19 protein-coding genes and 1 riboswitch are annotated in these 16,645 nt (G+C 30.7%); all 19 genes read left to right on the plus strand.

The features are described 5' to 3' along the window. The first annotated feature begins 3 nt into the window (after positions 1-3). The 19 genes from GKG01_RS00290 to GKG01_RS00380 all read left to right on the plus strand — a co-directional run bounded on the left by GKG01_RS00290 (position 4) and on the right by GKG01_RS00380 (position 16,621). The gene (locus GKG01_RS00290) at positions 4-729 is read left to right on the plus strand and encodes a YebC/PmpR family DNA-binding transcriptional regulator (protein WP_154271075.1); all 726 of its coding nucleotides are present in this window, start codon (positions 4-6) and stop codon (positions 727-729) included. 2 nt (positions 730-731) lie between these two features. Then, positions 732-1,478, plus strand: coding sequence for a prolipoprotein diacylglyceryl transferase (lgt, locus tag GKG01_RS00295; protein ID WP_154271076.1), 747 nt, complete (start codon positions 732-734; stop codon positions 1,476-1,478). Positions 1,479-1,508: 30 nt separating this feature from the next. Beyond that, positions 1,509-2,102, plus strand: coding sequence for an SOS response-associated peptidase family protein (locus GKG01_RS00300; RefSeq protein ID WP_347233088.1), 594 nt, complete (start codon positions 1,509-1,511; stop codon positions 2,100-2,102). Positions 2,103-2,330: 228 nt separating this feature from the next. Then, positions 2,331-3,728 carry a glycine--tRNA ligase gene (locus GKG01_RS00305; RefSeq protein ID WP_154271078.1) on the plus strand — a complete coding sequence of 466 codons (1,398 nt, stop codon included), beginning with the start codon at positions 2,331-2,333 and terminating at the stop codon, positions 3,726-3,728. Positions 3,729-3,732: 4 nt separating this feature from the next. Continuing rightward, a complete protein-coding gene (locus GKG01_RS00310; RefSeq protein WP_154271079.1) occupies positions 3,733-4,998 on the plus strand; it encodes a Glu/Leu/Phe/Val dehydrogenase in 1,266 nt (421 codons plus the stop codon). Next, a complete protein-coding gene (locus GKG01_RS00315; RefSeq protein WP_154271080.1) occupies positions 4,998-5,882 on the plus strand; it encodes a DNA glycosylase in 885 nt (294 codons plus the stop codon). Before GKG01_RS00310 ends, GKG01_RS00315 begins: the two co-directional genes overlap by 1 nt. A 178-nt stretch (positions 5,883-6,060) precedes the next feature. Further along, positions 6,061-6,345 carry a co-chaperone GroES gene (locus tag GKG01_RS00320; protein WP_002836581.1) on the plus strand — a complete coding sequence of 95 codons (285 nt, stop codon included), beginning with the start codon at positions 6,061-6,063 and terminating at the stop codon, positions 6,343-6,345. Positions 6,346-6,358: 13 nt separating this feature from the next. After that, the gene (gene groL, locus GKG01_RS00325) at positions 6,359-7,978 is read left to right on the plus strand and encodes a chaperonin GroEL (protein ID WP_154271081.1); all 1,620 of its coding nucleotides are present in this window, start codon (positions 6,359-6,361) and stop codon (positions 7,976-7,978) included. 105 nt (positions 7,979-8,083) lie between these two features. Continuing rightward, positions 8,084-9,202, plus strand: coding sequence for a GTPase (locus GKG01_RS00330; protein WP_154271082.1), 1,119 nt, complete (start codon positions 8,084-8,086; stop codon positions 9,200-9,202). Continuing rightward, positions 9,195-9,410: a hypothetical protein gene (locus tag GKG01_RS00335; RefSeq protein ID WP_094205784.1), complete on the plus strand. Its 216-nt coding sequence runs from the start codon at positions 9,195-9,197 to the stop codon at positions 9,408-9,410. The genes GKG01_RS00330 and GKG01_RS00335 overlap by 8 nt, the downstream gene beginning before the upstream one ends. A 29-nt stretch (positions 9,411-9,439) precedes the next feature. Next, a riboswitch (THF riboswitch) is annotated at positions 9,440-9,528 on the plus strand. Between the two features lie 102 nt (positions 9,529-9,630). Further along, a complete protein-coding gene (gene folE / locus GKG01_RS00340) occupies positions 9,631-10,185 on the plus strand; it encodes a GTP cyclohydrolase I FolE (protein ID WP_154271083.1) in 555 nt (184 codons plus the stop codon). Further along, positions 10,185-10,664 carry an HD domain-containing protein gene (locus tag GKG01_RS00345; protein ID WP_154271084.1) on the plus strand — a complete coding sequence of 160 codons (480 nt, stop codon included), beginning with the start codon at positions 10,185-10,187 and terminating at the stop codon, positions 10,662-10,664. The genes folE and GKG01_RS00345 overlap by 1 nt, the downstream gene beginning before the upstream one ends. Positions 10,665-10,675: 11 nt before the next feature. Beyond that, a complete protein-coding gene (gene folP / locus GKG01_RS00350) occupies positions 10,676-11,491 on the plus strand; it encodes a dihydropteroate synthase (protein ID WP_154271085.1) in 816 nt (271 codons plus the stop codon). After that, complete coding sequence (gene folK / locus GKG01_RS00355) at positions 11,491-12,309, plus strand: 2-amino-4-hydroxy-6-hydroxymethyldihydropteridine diphosphokinase (RefSeq protein WP_154271086.1); 819 nt, start codon at positions 11,491-11,493, stop codon at positions 12,307-12,309. The genes folP and folK overlap by 1 nt, the downstream gene beginning before the upstream one ends. A 144-nt stretch (positions 12,310-12,453) precedes the next feature. After that, a complete protein-coding gene (locus tag GKG01_RS00360; protein WP_002836571.1) occupies positions 12,454-13,101 on the plus strand; it encodes a redox-sensing transcriptional repressor Rex in 648 nt (215 codons plus the stop codon). A gap of 99 nt (positions 13,102-13,200) precedes the next feature. Next, the gene (locus GKG01_RS00365; protein ID WP_094207228.1) at positions 13,201-13,746 is read left to right on the plus strand and encodes a hemerythrin domain-containing protein; all 546 of its coding nucleotides are present in this window, start codon (positions 13,201-13,203) and stop codon (positions 13,744-13,746) included. Between the two features lie 111 nt (positions 13,747-13,857). Then, on the plus strand, positions 13,858-15,012 hold the full coding sequence (locus GKG01_RS00370) for a glycosyltransferase family 4 protein (RefSeq protein ID WP_094207227.1): 1,155 nt from the start codon (positions 13,858-13,860) through the stop codon (positions 15,010-15,012). Between the two features lie 82 nt (positions 15,013-15,094). Continuing rightward, positions 15,095-15,616, plus strand: a complete 522-nt coding sequence (locus GKG01_RS00375; protein WP_241673559.1) for a VTT domain-containing protein — start codon at positions 15,095-15,097, stop codon at positions 15,614-15,616. A 6-nt stretch (positions 15,617-15,622) separates the two neighbouring features. Continuing rightward, positions 15,623-16,621, plus strand: coding sequence for a glycosyltransferase (locus GKG01_RS00380; protein ID WP_154271087.1), 999 nt, complete (start codon positions 15,623-15,625; stop codon positions 16,619-16,621). The last annotated feature ends 24 nt before the right edge of the window (positions 16,622-16,645 follow it).

Raw genomic sequence — 16,645 nt, forward strand, 5'->3', positions numbered from 1 at the left:
TTTATGTCAGGACATAATAAATGGAGCAAAATAAAAAACAAAAAAGGTAGTGAAGATGCTAGAAGAGGTAAAGTATTCACAAAAATGGCAAGAGCGATAACTGTTGCTGTTAGAGAAGGTGGAGCTGATCCTGAATACAATCCTAGCTTAAAATCTGTTATAGAAAAAGCTCGTGCGGAAAATATGCCTAACGATAACATAGACAGAGCAATTAAAAAAGCGAGTGGCGACGGAGATTCTGCAAACTACGAAAACATAGTATACGAAGGATATGGTCCAGAAGGAGTTGCAGTTATAGTTGAATGTTTGACAGACAATAGAAATAGAACTGCTTCAGATGTAAGACATTATTTTGATAAATTTGGTGGAAATCTTGGACAAAATGGTTCTGTATCATTTATGTTCCAAAGAAAAGGTCTGTTATTAATTGACGCAGAATCCTTGGATGAAGAAGAAGTAATGATGGACAGCTTAGATGCTGGGGCAGAAGATTTTGAAGCTGATGATGGAATTTTTGTAATCAACACGGCTATGGAAGATTTCGCACAAGTAAGAGATACTTTATTGGATAAAGGATACAAATTTATAAAATCTGATTTGGTTTATGAACCATCAAATTACGTTAAAATTAACGACGAATCCAATGTAGATAAAATGGAAAAATTAATCGATAATCTTGAAGATAGTGATGACGTTCAACAAGTAAGTCATAACTGGGATTACGAATAAAAATGGACAGGGTAGCTTTTTCTATTTTTGGAATAGATATAATGTGGTATGGAATATTGATTACTTTAGGGGTGATTTTGGGCTATGTAGTAGCTGTAAAGTTAGCCAAATTAGAAAATATTTCAGAAAATACCATATTGGACATTTTAGTGTGGGCACTTCCTCTTGCAATTGTAGGAGCGAGGGCATATTATGTCATATTCGAATGGGATTATTATTCCAAAAATTTAGGAGAAATCATCGATATTCGCGGTGGTGGATTAGCGATTTATGGAGGAATAATTGCCGCAGTTATTACTTGTTACGTTATTTGTAAAAAGAAAAATCTTAAATTTTTGAAGTTGCTAGATATTTTTATGCCTGCGATTGCATTGGGACAAGCAATTGGTAGATGGGGTAATTTTATTAACAAAGAAGCCTATGGTACTCCAACTAATCTTCCTTGGGCAATTACAATAGATGGTGTAAAAGTTCATCCTACATTCTTATATGAATCATTAGGAGATTTTATAATATTTTTAATATTGGTGTATATATTTAAAAACAAGAAAAAATTCCATGGACAAATAACAAGTTTGTACATGGTTTTATACGGAATATTGAGATTTTTTGTAGAAGGACTCAGAACTGATAGCTTGTACATTGGAGCATTAAGAGTGAGTCAATTAGTGAGTATTGCAATTGTAATTGCAGGAATAATTTTACAAATTAAATACAAAAAGCAAGTTATTAAGTCAGATGAAAAGTAATTCATCTGGCTTTTTACAAATATAAAAGAGGTGATATATTTGTGTTCTAGATTTGAACTGAATATAAGTAAACTTGATTTATTGAAAAGATACAATAAAAAACAAATCACAAAATTTAATCCAACAACAGAAGTATTTCCTGGTCAACAAATTTTAACTTTATGTGACGAATTTGATCATATGAGGTGGGGAATAGATGTTGATTTTATGAAAAAATCTATAATAAATTCTAGAATTGAAAAGATTTATACTTCAAAGTTTTTCAAGGAAGATTTCGAATGCAGAAGATGCTTGATTCCTGCAACTGCTTTTTTTGAGTGGAATCAGAAAAACAAAGATAAGTATAGATTAACTGTTGCGAATCAACAAATATTTTCTATCGCAGGTATTTTCAGAGAATACAAAAGTGAAGAAACAAGTATAAGACATGTGAGTATGCTTACCACAGAAGCAAAAGGATTAATAGCTGAAATTCATACTAGAATGCCAATTATATTGCCGCAATCTTTTGAACAAACATATTTGCACGGAGAAAATTCCAAAGAAATACACGAGTTTTTGTTGGATAATTTTATTAACTTAGATATGGAAAATTTATCAGACAGTCAATTAACATTTTTGTAAATTTATGATATAATTTATATGAATATTGAAAAGCGAAGAAAGATAAATAATATAACAATTACAGAGAGTTAATGTGTGGTGAAAATTAACAAGTTATAACGGCAGTCTGGAGCTAATAATTCTAAGAGTGATGTTTTATCATAATTAGGGTGGAACCGCGGAAATTACATTTCGTCCCTGAAGTTTTACTTCGGGGATTTTTTATTATTCAAAAAAATGGAGGGTTTTATGAAAAACGAAGAAAAAACTATGGAGAAAATAGTAAGCTTATGTAAATCAAGGGGAATAATATTTCCTGGTAGTGAAATCTATGGAGGATTATCAAATACTTGGGACTACGGTTCATTAGGTGTTGAAATCAAAAATAATATAAAAAGAGCTTGGTGGAAAAAATTTATCCAACAAAGCCCTTACAATGTTGGTTTGGATGCAGCTATCCTTATGAATCCTCAAACTTGGGTAGTATCTGGTCATGTTGGTGGATTCTCAGACCCATTAATCGACTGTAAAGAATGTAAATCTAGGTTTAGAGCTGATAAATTAATTGAAGACTATTTCATGGATGAAAAAAATGAAGAAATAACTGGATTAGACGGAAAATCAGAACAAGAATTATTGGATATTATTGAAAAAGAAAACATCAAATGTCCTGAATGCGGTAAGCATAATTTTACTGATATCAGAAAATTCAACTTGATGTTCAAAACTTTCCAAGGTGTTACTGAAGATAACAAATCAGAAATTTATTTGAGACCTGAAACAGCACAAGGTATTTTTGTGAACTTTAAGAATGTTCAAAGAACTTCAAGAAAGAAAATTCCTTTTGGAATTGGTCAAATAGGTAAATCATTCAGAAACGAAATCACTCCGGGTAACTTTATTTTCAGAACAAGAGAATTTGAACAAATGGAACTAGAATTCTTCTGTGAACCAGGAACTGATTTGGAATGGTTCGAATATTGGAGAAACTTCTGTAAAGAATTCTTATTGAATTTGGGAATTAGAGAAGAAAACTTGAGACTTAGAGACCATGAACAAGAAGAATTATCATTCTATTCAAAAGCCACAACAGACTTTGAATATCTATTTCCATTTGGATGGGGAGAATTGTGGGGTATTGCCGATAGAACTGATTATGATTTGTCAAAACACAGTGAAGGTTCTGGAGAAAAACTAGAATATATGGATCCAACAACAAACGAAAAATATATTCCATATTGTATAGAACCATCTGTAGGTGTAGACAGAATGTTTTTAACTTTCTTATGTGATGCTTATGAAGAAGAACAATTAGAAGACAACTCTACAAGAACCGTTTTAAAAATTCATCCTGCATTAGCGGCATATAAAGTTGCAGTTCTTCCTTTAACTAAAAAATTAAATGATAAGGCAATGGAAGTTTATAATGAGTTAGCTAAGAATTTCATGACTCATTTTGATGATGCTGGTTCAATTGGTAAGAGATACAGAAGAGAAGACGAAGCAGGAACTCCATATTGTGTAACTATTGATTTTGATACTTTAGAAGATAATACCGTTACTATCAGAGATAGAGATACTATGGAACAAAAGAGAATGACAGTTGAAGAAATTATAGAATTTGTTAATAAAGAAATGGAGTTTTAATTATATGACAGAAACATTGAATCCGTTAGAAAATGCAAGATATCAAATAAAAAAAGCTTGTGATATTTTAGAATTAGATTATAGCGTTTATGAATTACTGAAAGATCCTTACAGAGTAATTGAAATAAATATTCCGGTGAAAATGGATGATGGATCAATGAAAGTGTTTAAAGGCTACAGATCACAACATAATAATGCAATGGGCCCTACAAAAGGTGGTTTGAGATTTAGAGAAGATGTTAACTTGGATGAAGTTAAAGCTTTGTCTATATGGATGACTTTTAAATGCCAAGTAACTAATCTACCTTATGGTGGAGGAAAAGGTGGAATAATTGTAGATCCATCAAAACTTTCTGAAGGTGAATTGGAAAGATTATCTAGAGGATTTGTTGATGGAATGTACAAATATTTAGGAGAAGATTTTGATATTCCAGCCCCAGATGTTAATACAAATGGGAAAATTATGAGTTGGATGGCTGATGAGTATAACAAATTAACTGGTACTAATCAAATGGGAACTTTCACTGGTAAACCAATTGAATTTGGAGGTTCCTTGGGAAGAACAGAAGCTACAGGATTTTCAGTAGCTTTAAGCGCTAAAAAAGCTGTTCTAAATTTAAATAAAAAATTAGAAGAAACAACTGTTGCGTTACAAGGATTAGGTAATGTTGGGATTTATACTTTAAAATACGTGCTTGAACATGGCATGAAAGTCAAATACATTATGGAGTATAACAAGCAAAGGGGAGTATTTGCAATTTATAAAAAAGACGGATTTAATTTTGATGAATGTTTCAAAATTTCTAAGACTAAAGAAAAAGACTTTGCTAGTATTGAAGGATGTGAAGTGATTTCTACGGAAGATTTTTTCTCAGCAGATGTAGATGTTATTATACCTGCAGCTTTGGAAAATGCAATTACAACTGAAAATGTTAATTCAATTAAAGCGAAAATCATTGTAGAAGGTGCAAATGGACCTATAACAAAGGATGCAGATGAAATCTTAAATGAAAAAAATGTAGTTATTGTTCCAGATATTTTAGCAAACTCTGGTGGAGTCACTGTATCTTATTTTGAATGGGTACAAAATAAAGCAGGATATTATTGGTCTGAGGAAGAAGTCAGAGACAAAGAATATCAATTGATTAATAAATCCTTTGATGAAATTTGGAAATTATCCGAAAAGCTTAATATAACATTAAGACAAGCTGCTTATGTACATTCAATCAAAAAGATAAGCGAAACAATGAAAATACGCGGATGGTATTAATGCAAACACAAATAGAATTTAATGATGAATTAAAACTTACTAAAATTAAACAATCATCTTTTAACCCTACCCACATTTTTGAATGTGGGCAGGCGTTTAGATGGTACAAAGAAGACGATATGTCCTATACAACTGTTGATGGTGATATGTACTGTAATGTAAGTTTGGTTGGAGATTACGTTTATATCAAAAACTGTACAGAAGATGATTACTATAAAAAATGGGAAAATTATTTTGATTTGAAAACAGATTATTCAGAAATCAAAGAAAAATTATCTTTCAATGAAACTTTAAAAAACGCCTTAGAATATGGTGATGGAATCAGAATATTAAATCAAGATAAATTTTCTACAATAATTTCATTCATAATCTCAGCAAACAATCAAATACCTAGAATTATGAAATCCGTAAATATAATTTGTGAAAATTACGGAAAATTTTTGGGAGAATTTAACGGTAGAAAATTATATTCTTTTCCTAAGCCTGAAGATTTAGCAAAAGTACCAGTGGAAGAAATGAGAGAAGTGTGCCGTGTTGGATTCAGAGATAAAAGAATTGTAGATGTGGCAAAAATGGTCGCGAATAATGAGTTTGATATTTTGGAAATAGATAACTTATCAAACGAAGAATTAAGAAAAGAATTAATTAAACTTCCAGGAGTAGGACCAAAAGTTGCTGATTGTATAATGCTTTTTTCATACAACAGACATAATACATTTCCAGTTGATGTGTGGATTAAACGAGTTATGGAATATTTGTTTATTAAAGAAGATACAAATAAAAATTTAATTGCAAAATACGCGGACGATTTATTCGGAGATTATGCTGGATATGCACAGCAATATTTATTCTACTATGGAAGAGAAAATACTATCGGAAAATAACTTTGAGAATTTCATCATAGAAAATAGAATTAAAGCGAGAAATATCAAAATAAATTGAGTTATTTGCTTTTAAATGCTAATAAATACGTTTGATTAAAACAAAAACGTGGTTTATTATATAAGAGGATTAACACTCAACAGGTTAGAGTGCTAACAAAAGATTCTGAAGGAGGATATCATGAATTTAAAACCTATTGGTGATAGATTAGTATTAAAAAAACAAGAAAAAGAAGAAGAAAAAACATTCTCTGGAATAGTTCTCCCATCTTCAGCTAAAGAAGCTCCTGTTTATGCAGAAGTTTTAGCTATTGGATCTGAAGTAGAAGAAGATGAAAAAATGAAAGGCAATATTAAAGTTGGAGATAAAGTTATATACTCAAAATACGCTGGAACAGAAATAAAACTAGAAGACACAGAATATATCTTAGTTAAATATGAAGATATTCTAGCAGTTGTAGAATAGGAGGATAAATTTTATGGCAAAACAAATCAAATTTTCAGACGATGCTCGTAAAAGCATGGTAGAAGGTATTAATAAATTATCAGATACAGTTAAAGTAACATTGGGACCTAAAGGTCGTAACGTAGTTTTGGATAAAGAATACGGCGCACCATTGATTACAAATGACGGTGTTTCAATTGCAAGAGAAATTGAACTTGAAGATGAATACGAAAACATGGGTGCACAATTAGTAAAAGAAGTTGCTACTAAAACTAATGATGTAGCAGGTGATGGTACCACTACTGCAACACTTTTAGCACAAGCAATTATTAGAGAAGGTTTGAAGAACTTAGCGGCTGGTGCTAATCCAATTGTTTTACAAAAAGGTATCAGAAAAGCTGTTGAAAAATCTGTGGAAGCTATTAAAGCAAGAAGTCACAGTGTTACTACAAAAGAAGAAATTGCAAATGTTGGTAGCGTATCAGCAGCTGATGAAACTATTGGTAAACTAATTGCAGAAGCTATGGAAAAAGTTGGAAATAATGGTGTAATTACTGTTGAAGAATCAAAATCTATGGGAACTACATTAAATGTTGTAGAAGGTATGGAATTCGATAGAGGATATGTATCTCCTTACATGGTTTCTGATTCAGATAAAATGGTAGCAGCAATGGAAGATCCATTCATTTTAGTTACTGACAGAAAAATTACAAATATTCAAGATATATTACCATTGTTAGAACAAGTTGTTCAACAAGGTAAGCCATTATTTATAATTGCAGAAGATGTTGAAGGTGAAGCATTAGCAACTTTAGTTTTAAATAAAATCAGAGGAACATTCAACTGTGTAGCAGTGAAGGCACCAGGCTTTGGGGATAGAAGAAAAGAAATGCTTGAAGATATATGTATTTTAACTGGAGCTCAATTGATCACAGAAGATTTGGGAATCGAATTGAAAGATGCATCTTTTGACATGCTAGGAAGAGCAAGAAAAGTTAATGTATCAAAAGACAAGACTACTATTGTTGACGGAAATGGTGAACAATCTAAGATTGAAGAAAGAATTAACCAAATTCAAAACAGAATTCCTGAAACTGATTCTGAATATGATAGAGAAAAACTTCAAGAAAGATTAGCGAAATTATCTGGTGGAGTTGCTGTGATTGAAGTTGGAGCAGCTACAGAAACAGAATTAAAAGAAAGAAAATTGAGAATAGAAGATGCACTTGCAGCTACCAGAGCGGCAGTTGAAGAAGGCATTGTAGCTGGTGGTGGAACAGTTCTATTGGATGTTCTTGAAGAAGTTGAAAAACTTGTCGATGAAGTTGAAGGCGATGAAAAAACAGGAGTTAAAATAATTCTAAAAGCGTTAGAAGAACCTGTAAAACAAATCGCAATTAATGCCGGAATCGACGGGTCTGTTATAGTTGAAAATGTTAAAAACAAAGACAAAGGAATTGGATTTGATGCATACAAAGGTGAATATGTAGATATGTTAAAAGCTGGTATTGTAGATCCAACAAAAGTAACATTATCTGCATTACAAAATGCAGCATCTGTTGCAAGTTTATTATTAACTACAGAAGCAGCAGTCGTTTCAATAAAAGAAGACGAACCAGCTATGCCTCAACCAGGTCCTGGAGCGTATATGTAGACAAATCAAAGGTGAGGATATATTCCTCATCTTTTTTAATGCAATGAATTAAAAATGTTAGTTGAAAATGAATATCGGGTATATATAAGATAAGTTGGTGAGATAATGAATAATTACGATTTAATAAATGAAGTGCTTGGCAAAACAAGTGAAGAAATACAAAAAATGAGTCCAATCAATATTTTATTGGTTGGGAAAACTGGAGTTGGTAAATCAACGTTAATTAATGGAATGTTTAGAGATAATTTGGTGGAGACAGGTGTAGGAAAGCCTGTCACTAAATATTTGCAAAAAATTACTAAGGAAAATATTCCTATTAATTTATACGACACTCAAGGACTCGAACTAAACTCACAAAATCAAAGAGAAGTTCTTACAGAAATAACAACTTTATTAAAAAATTTAAAACGTCAAGGTGAAAAAAATAGAATTCATTTGATATATTATTGTATTAACTCAAATGGATCTAGGATAGAAGATTCTGAAATAGCTCTTATTAATTCCTTAAAACAATTTGCACCAGTAATTATAGTCTTAACACAATCTCTAGGAGAAAATTCTGAAAAATTAAAAGACTATATTCAGAATTTGAATTTAGATGTGGCAGATGTTATAGAAATACTTGCAAAACCATATCGCATTAACGATATGGTTATTGAAGAAAAAGGGTTAAAAGAGCTGATGACTAAAAGTTTCGAACTTTTAGATGAGGAAATTAAAAATTCTTTTATTAATGCCCAACATGTCGACATTGATTTAAAAGCAAAAACGGCAAGACGTTGGGCAAAAAGATATATAAAAACAGCTTTTGGTATTGGATTTGTTCCTATACCTTTCTCAGATGCCTCCATTTTAGTGCCTATGCAAATTGGAATGATAGCTCATATTAATTCTATATTTGGAATATCGATGGATAAACAAAGAGTTGCTTCAATCATAGCGGCGATTGGAGGAACTGGGGGAGCTACTTTTGCGGGAAGATTCATAGTAACGAATGCGTTGAAGTTTATTCCAGGAGTAGGTAGCTTAGCTGGTGGATTAATATCTGCAGCGACTGCATCTATAATGACCACGGCGTTAGCGATGAGTTATATAGAAGTTTTGAGTTATATTGCTAAAAGAGAAAAATTGGGAATTAATATGGATTTTTCTGAAATTGAAAAATTAATGCAAAAAACTTACACAGAATATTTGAAGAATAGGAAGAAGAAAGACGATGAATGATTTAACTAAAAAAGATTTTATTGAAAAATACAAAGATGGAAAATTTGATTTTGCAGTTCAAAATACTTGCAGAGCTGTTGAATACGCAAAGCTTGAAGACTGTTTTAATGTAGCTGAAAGAAATAGAGAACCATCTGATATCATTATCTATGAAGATGATGATATGATTGACTATTTTCACTTTGATGGATTAAAATATCAAGATTAAAAAACACATAAGTGTGGTATAATAATAATTACAGAGTAGGGTTGATGCGTTTAGTGTAATGGGATAGGGAGTTGCCCATTAACGAAATTATTGCGATATCAATGCCGCTTCCGCTGATAATATGAATTAGTGGGAGCATTATCTTTGAAACAAAGGATAATGCTTTTTTTGTGGAGCACTCTCGGGTGCTCTTATATTTTTATAAATGAGAGGGATTTAAATGGATAAAGAAAAAATTGAACAAGCAGTATCGATGATAATAGAAGCTATTGGTGAAGATCCAAACAGAGAAGGATTATTGGAAACACCTCAAAGAGTAGCTAGAATGTACGAAGAAATATTTAGTGGATTAAATCAAAATGCAAAACTACATTTGTCAAAATCTTTTGAAATAGTTGATGACAATATGGTAATAGAAAAGGACATTCCTTTCTATTCTATGTGTGAACATCATTTACTACCATTCTGGGGAAAAGTTAATATTGCTTATATTCCTGATAAAAGAGTTGCTGGTTTATCAAAATTAGCTAGAACTGTTGACGTGTATTCAAAAAAACCACAATTACAAGAACGTTTAAATATCGAAATAGCTGATGCATTAATGGAATATTTAAATTGTAAAGGATGTTTGGTCACTATTGAAGCTGAACACATGTGCATGAATATGAGAGGAGTTAAAAAACCAGGTACTTCAACAATGACTTCAGTAGCAAGAGGAGCTTTTGAAGAAGATTTGGATTTGAAAAACGAAGCATACAGATTAATGGGATTATAATGAAAAATACCGACATTGTCCTTAAGCACAAATTATTTAATAAAAAAATAAATAAAATTGAAGATGATGAGAAAACTCGTGTGTTTTGCAAACATGATTTCTCTCATCTTATGGATGTAGCAAGAATCTGCTATATTATAAACTTAGAAGAGAATCTGAATATTGATAAGGATTTAATATATGTTACTGCGCTTTTGCATGATTTGGGAAGAGCTGACGAAGTAGATACAGGAATCAATCACAGTATATTATCACAAGAAATTGCACAAGAAATTTTGAAAGATTTAGATTTTAATGATGAGTCAAAAAAACGAATAATTAGTGCGATTAAACATCATAGAACTAATGAAGAAAACGACGACAGATTTATAGAGATTTTTTACAAAGCAGACAAGCTATCGAGGATGTGTTTCAGATGTCCTGCTAGAAGTATTTGTAATTGGCCAGAAGAAAAGAAAAATAAAACAGTTATTTATTGAAAGGATACAATATGTTAATTAGAAACAAAGAATTTGATTTTAAAAACGATGCTTATATAATGGGAATTTTGAATGTCACACCAGATTCTTTTTCAGACGGAGGAAAATGGAATGAAGTTGACAGAGCTGTGAAACATGTCGAAGATATGATAGACGAAGGAGCTAGTATCATTGATATTGGTGCTGAATCCACAAGACCAGGACACACTCCTGTATCTTCTGAAGAAGAACTTGAAAGAGTAATTCCTATAATTAGAAAAATAAGAGAAAATTTTGATATTCCAATTTCTTTGGACACTTACAAATCTAATACTTTAAGAGAAGTTGTGAAAGAAGGGGCAGATATTTTAAATGATGTCTGGGGATTGAAATCAGATCCAGAAATGTCTAAAACTGCTAAGGAACTAGATATTCCTGTAATATTGATGCACAATAAAGATAATAATAATTACAATGATTTAATGAAGGACTTAAACAGAGAAACATTAGAATCTGTTGAATTAGCAAAAAAAGCGGGAATCAAAGATGAATTAATTATATTGGATCCGGGAGTTGGATTTGCACTTGATTACGAAAAAGATTTAACCGTTGTAAACAGAATCAAAGAATTTGTCGATTTGGGATATCCTGTTTTATTGGGAACAAGTAGAAAAAGATTTATTGGTAAAGCTATGGGAATAGATGTAGCTACTGAAAGAGATTTTGGAACAGCTATAACTACTGCTATTGGTGTAATGAATGGATGTTCAATTTTTAGAGTTCACAATGTAAAAGAAAGTTATGATGCTATGAGAATGGCTTTGGCTATAAAAAGAGAAGGAAAATAATGGACTACCTATTAGTAAAAGATTTGGAAATATACGCTAACCATGGAGTATTTCAATCTGAAAAAGAATTGGGACAAAAATTTTTGGTGACATTAAAAATGGGATACAACATGAAAAAAGGCGCAACTTCTAATAATTTAGAAGATTCAATACACTATGGGGTTTTGAGTAAAGAAATTTACGATTATTTTCGTTCAGAATCGATAGATTTAATAGAAACAGTAGCTTATAAATTGGTTGAGTTTATATTTGAAAAATACAAAATCGTACAAGAACTTACTGTAGAAATTAAAAAACCATGGGCTCCAATAAATTTGCCGCTTGATACTGTAAAAGTGACAATTAATAGAAAAAAAAGAAGATATTTTTTGGGAATAGGATCCAACATTGGAGATAAACAAGAATATGTTAATTCTGCTATTGATAGATTGAAAAACACAAATAGTATTGAATTAAAAAACGTGTCTGAAATGTACACTACAAAAGCTTGGGGAAAAACTGATCAGGAAGATTTTCTCAATTGTGCCGTTGAAATAGAATCATACGAAGAGCCTGAAGATTTGCTGAAAATAACTCAACAAATTGAGTTGGATCTTGGCAGAGAAAGACACGAAAAATGGGGACCTAGAACTATAGATATAGATATTTTATTTTGCGATGGAGAAATAATATATACTGATGATTTGAAAGTTCCTCATCCTTATGTTCAAGATAGAAAATTTGTGTTGGAACCTTTGAATGATTTTGCACAATTTTTTGTACATCCTGTTCTAAATAAAACATTAAAACAATTGCTAAGTGAATTAGAAAATAGTTAATTTTTAAAATATAAATATCATAATAAACAAAGTCAAGCATAAAAAAATGCTTGGCTTTTTCTTATTCAAATTAATTGCAGAATTATTGAAATTAAAATATTTTTTTGATATAATTATATTAATAACAATGAATGGAGTGATAATATGGCAAGGGCAAGAGTATCATTAGCTGTTGTTAAGAGACTTCCAAAATATTACAGATATTTAGGAATGATCGAGCAAAAGGGAATAATAAGAGTATCAAGTCAAGAATTGAGCAGCATTACAGGTTTAACTGCTTCTCAAATTAGGCAAGATTTAAATCATTTCGGTGGTTTTGGTCAACAAGGATACGGATACAACGTTGAAGAATTGAAATCAGAAATTGAAAAAATTATGGGAATAAACAAATCTTACAAAGCAATCATTTTGGGTTGTGGAAATATTGGAAAAGCCATAATGAACTATAAAGGTTTTAAATCTTCAGGTTTTAATATTGTTGATGTATTTGACCATGGTAAAAAGGTGGGTACAAAAATTTCAGATTATGAAATCAAAGATATTGATAAAATTGAAGAGTATCTAAAAGAAAAGAAACCAGAAATAGCTGTTATTGCCCTACCAACAGATGTAGCTCAAGATGTTTGTGATAAGCTAGTTGATGGTGGCATAAAAGGTATTTGGAATTTTGCTTCATTGGATTTGAAATTACCAAAAAATGTTGTATTGGAAAATGTACATCTTGATGAAAGTCTGTACACATTAACATACTACATGAATAATTTGGCAGATTATCCAGGAACTAAAAATTAATTATATTCGGCGTTTTATAACGCCGTTTTTTATTGTAACGAATGTTACAATATTTTTTACGCTTTTATAATATAATTGTTGTATAAAAGGAGTGATAATATGGATAGTATTTTAGTTTTAGAAAAAGAACACGAAAATATAAGTAAAATAATAGGTTTAATGAAAGAAAAGTCAATTGAATTTATAAATAATAAGGATATAAATGTTGAATTCGTAGAATTATTGATTTATATTTTAAAAGAATACGCAGATAAATTTCACCACAGAAAAGAAGAAGAAATTTTGTTTAAAAAGATGAAAGAAGATTTGGGTAGAATTGGTGAAGTTATGGTTTTGAATGGAATGTTAGTAGAACACGAAATAGCAAGAGGTATAATTTTTGACCTTGGTCAAAGTATTAAAGAATACGAAAAAGAAAGATCGGATGAGAATTTTGTTGAAGTAATAGGAAATCTAATGGGATACAGAAGACATTTACAAAAACACATTGAAAAAGAAAATACAGTGGTGTATCCTTATGGAAAGAACAATCTATCTGATGAGAGATTAAAAGAAGTTGAAGATGAAACTATAAAATTTTTAGAAGAAAATAAAGAAGTTCATAATAATTTGATGGAGAAAATTGACAAATTATTTAATATGTAATGTATGAGAGGAATTAGGTAATAATTCCTTTTTTATTTGCATAAAATGTAATATTATTGTAACAAATACACACCTTTCATTTATGTTATAATCTTATGTGGAAGGTGTTTTATGAAAATATTAATAACCACAGATACATACAGACCGACAATAAATGGAGTTGTAACATCGATTGAATCTTTAAAGAAAGCTTTAGATAGATTGGGACACGATGTTAGGATTTTAACTTTTTCAGATAGTTTTAATTCAAAACAAGAAGACGACATTTATTATATGGGCTCTTTAGGAGCTGGAAAATTTTATCCAGACGCTAGAATGAATAAGTTATTTTATAATAGATTTTATGAAGATATTATGGATTGGAAACCAGATATAGTTCATTCACAAACAGAATTCACTATGTTTATCCAAGCAAAAAAGATTGCGAAGGATTTGGATATTCCACTTTTGCATACTTACCACACTGTTTACGAGGATTACACTCATTATTTTTCTTTGAATAAAAAGATTGGCAAGGAACTTGCAAAACAATTTACGAAACAAATTATTAAAACTACTGACGGTGTAGTAGTTCCAACTAATAAAATATATAATTTGCTTACAGAATACAATATACACGAAGATATATATGTGGCACCAACTGGAATTAATGTTCATAAGTTATCTGAATGTGACGATTTTGATATACGAAGTGGCTATAAAATTCCTGAAGATAAGCATATATTATTATTTCTAGGAAGAATAGGTAAAGAAAAAAATATCACCGAAATTCTTCAGTATCTTGAAAACATTGATAGAGATGATATTGTGTTCATTATTGCAGGTGCAGGACCATTTCTTTCGGAATTAAAAGATATTTGTTCAAATTCAAAAATAAGAGATAGATTGATATTTACAGGAATGATTGATTCCTCAAAAGTAGGAAACTTTTACTCCAAAGCAGATGTATTCGTATCTGCATCGACATCCGAAACACAAGGATTAACATTTATTGAGTCAATGGCATGTTCTACACCAATAATTTGTAGGCACGATGACTGCTTGGACGGGGTGTTGATTGAAGGTAAAACAGGATTCGGTTACGATACAGAAGAAGAATTTATTTATTATCTAAATCAAATTTTGGACAATAAAAAACTTAGAGATAAAATGGGTAAAAATTGTAAACAATTAGTAGATGAAAACTATACAGAAGATTCATTTGCAAATAAAATTGAGCAGATATATACAAAGGTAATTGAAAATCATGCAAAATCTGTTCAATAAGATACTCGAGGCTGACAACAAAAAATTTCAGATTATTATCCATGTTCTAAATGCACTTGGAATATTACTAAGTATATGCGTTATGATTTACGCATGGAAAACAGGAATACTTAAAGATATCGATAAGTTTCAAGAATTTATGAATCAGTTTGGGAAATTAGCTGCTCTGATATTTATCTTATTTCAGATTATGCAAGTCATTATCCCAATAATTCCTGGTGGTATAACTTGTCTCGGGGGAGTAATCTTATTCGGATCATGGATGGGATTTGTATACAACTATGTAAGTATTTGTATAGGGTCAATAATTGTATTTTTTATTGGTAGAAAATACGGTACGCCATTGATTATAGCAATTTTTGGAGAAAGGGCATATAACAAATACATCAAAATTCTTACCAAAAAGAACAGATTTGATCATGTATTTGCGGCTTTGATATTTTTTCCAATTGCACCAGATGATATGCTATGTTACATAGCTGGAACAACAAAAATGAAATTCCAAAAATATTTCTGGATAATTATATTAGGAAAGCCTATGTCTATAGCTCTTTATTCATTAGGATTAGAAGTATTATTTAAGAAACTAGTATTAAGGATTTAAGAATAAATGAAAATTTTGATATATAAAGGAGATTATGATTTAGTAAAGCAAAGTGGAGTAGGTCAAGCGATTGAACACCAGGAAAAAGCTTTGAAACTAAATAATATTGACTACACAACCGATGAAACTGACGATTATGATATTGTTCATATAAATACTATAATGCCAAAATCAAAAAAATTCGGACGAAAAGCAAAGAAACAAGGTAAGAAAGTTATTTATTATGGACATTCCACGATGGAAGATTTTAGAAATTCTTTTCGTGGAGCGAATTTATTGAGCAGACTTTTTAAAAAATGGATTATTAGTTGCTACGATATAGGAGATATTATTATAACTCCATCACAATATTCGAAAAACATACTTGAAGGATATGGAATCAATAAGAAAATATACAGCCTATCGAATGGTATTGACCTTGATAAATTTAAGGGCGACAAAGATAGCAGAAAGAGATTTCGAGATAAGTATAATTTGAAAGATGATGATAAAGTTATTATTTCTGTAGGTCATTTGATGAAGAGAAAGGGTCTGGATGATTTTATAGAAGTTGCAAGGAAGCTTCCGCAGTACAAATTTATTTGGTTTGGTCACACTAATCCTAAACTATTGACTACTCATATTAAAAAAGCAATAAAAAATAAGCCGGATAATGTAATTATGGCTGGATATGTTGATCAAAAAGAACTGGTAGATTGTTATCGAGGGAGTGATTTGTTCCTATTTATGACCAGAGAAGAGACAGAAGGAATTGTACTATTAGAGGCTTTCGCTTCTAAAATAAAAGTTTTGGTAAGAGACATTAAGATTTACGAAAATATGTTTACTGATGGTAAAGAAGTTATCAAAGCAAAAACCAATGATGAGTTTAAAAACAAAATTGTTAATATAATAAATGGCAAATATTCTACTGTTGAAGAAGCGTATAGATATGTTAAAGAACGAAGTGTTCAGAAAATTGGAGAAAAATTGAAAAGCATTTATTTAAAATTAGAAGATGCTTAAGATTTAGTGACATCTTAATCTCAC

This window comes from Finegoldia sp. BIOML-A4 (genome assembly GCF_009679635.1).
Lineage (GTDB): Bacteria > Bacillota > Clostridia > Tissierellales > Peptoniphilaceae > Finegoldia > Finegoldia magna.

What these genes read in the sequence shown, in the direction of transcription:
- GKG01_RS00290 (WP_154271075.1), top strand. Translation starts at nt 4, where the DNA reads ATGTCAGGACATAATAAATGGAGCAAAATAAAAAACAAAAAAGGTAGT.
- lgt (WP_154271076.1), top strand. Translation starts at nt 732, where the DNA reads ATGGACAGGGTAGCTTTTTCTATTTTTGGAATAGATATAATGTGGTAT.
- GKG01_RS00305 (WP_154271078.1), top strand. Translation starts at nt 2,331, where the DNA reads ATGAAAAACGAAGAAAAAACTATGGAGAAAATAGTAAGCTTATGTAAA.
- GKG01_RS00310 (WP_154271079.1), top strand. Translation starts at nt 3,733, where the DNA reads ATGACAGAAACATTGAATCCGTTAGAAAATGCAAGATATCAAATAAAA.
- GKG01_RS00315 (WP_154271080.1), top strand. Translation starts at nt 4,998, where the DNA reads ATGCAAACACAAATAGAATTTAATGATGAATTAAAACTTACTAAAATT.
- GKG01_RS00320 (WP_002836581.1), top strand. Translation starts at nt 6,061, where the DNA reads ATGAATTTAAAACCTATTGGTGATAGATTAGTATTAAAAAAACAAGAA.
- groL (WP_154271081.1), top strand. Translation starts at nt 6,359, where the DNA reads ATGGCAAAACAAATCAAATTTTCAGACGATGCTCGTAAAAGCATGGTA.
- GKG01_RS00330 (WP_154271082.1), top strand. Translation starts at nt 8,084, where the DNA reads ATGAATAATTACGATTTAATAAATGAAGTGCTTGGCAAAACAAGTGAA.
- GKG01_RS00335 (WP_094205784.1), top strand. Translation starts at nt 9,195, where the DNA reads ATGAATGATTTAACTAAAAAAGATTTTATTGAAAAATACAAAGATGGA.
- folE (WP_154271083.1), top strand. Translation starts at nt 9,631, where the DNA reads ATGGATAAAGAAAAAATTGAACAAGCAGTATCGATGATAATAGAAGCT.
- GKG01_RS00345 (WP_154271084.1), top strand. Translation starts at nt 10,185, where the DNA reads ATGAAAAATACCGACATTGTCCTTAAGCACAAATTATTTAATAAAAAA.
- folP (WP_154271085.1), top strand. Translation starts at nt 10,676, where the DNA reads ATGTTAATTAGAAACAAAGAATTTGATTTTAAAAACGATGCTTATATA.
- folK (WP_154271086.1), top strand. Translation starts at nt 11,491, where the DNA reads ATGGACTACCTATTAGTAAAAGATTTGGAAATATACGCTAACCATGGA.
- GKG01_RS00360 (WP_002836571.1), top strand. Translation starts at nt 12,454, where the DNA reads ATGGCAAGGGCAAGAGTATCATTAGCTGTTGTTAAGAGACTTCCAAAA.
- GKG01_RS00365 (WP_094207228.1), top strand. Translation starts at nt 13,201, where the DNA reads ATGGATAGTATTTTAGTTTTAGAAAAAGAACACGAAAATATAAGTAAA.
- GKG01_RS00370 (WP_094207227.1), top strand. Translation starts at nt 13,858, where the DNA reads ATGAAAATATTAATAACCACAGATACATACAGACCGACAATAAATGGA.
- GKG01_RS00375 (WP_241673559.1), top strand. Translation starts at nt 15,095, where the DNA reads ATGATTTACGCATGGAAAACAGGAATACTTAAAGATATCGATAAGTTT.
- GKG01_RS00380 (WP_154271087.1), top strand. Translation starts at nt 15,623, where the DNA reads ATGAAAATTTTGATATATAAAGGAGATTATGATTTAGTAAAGCAAAGT.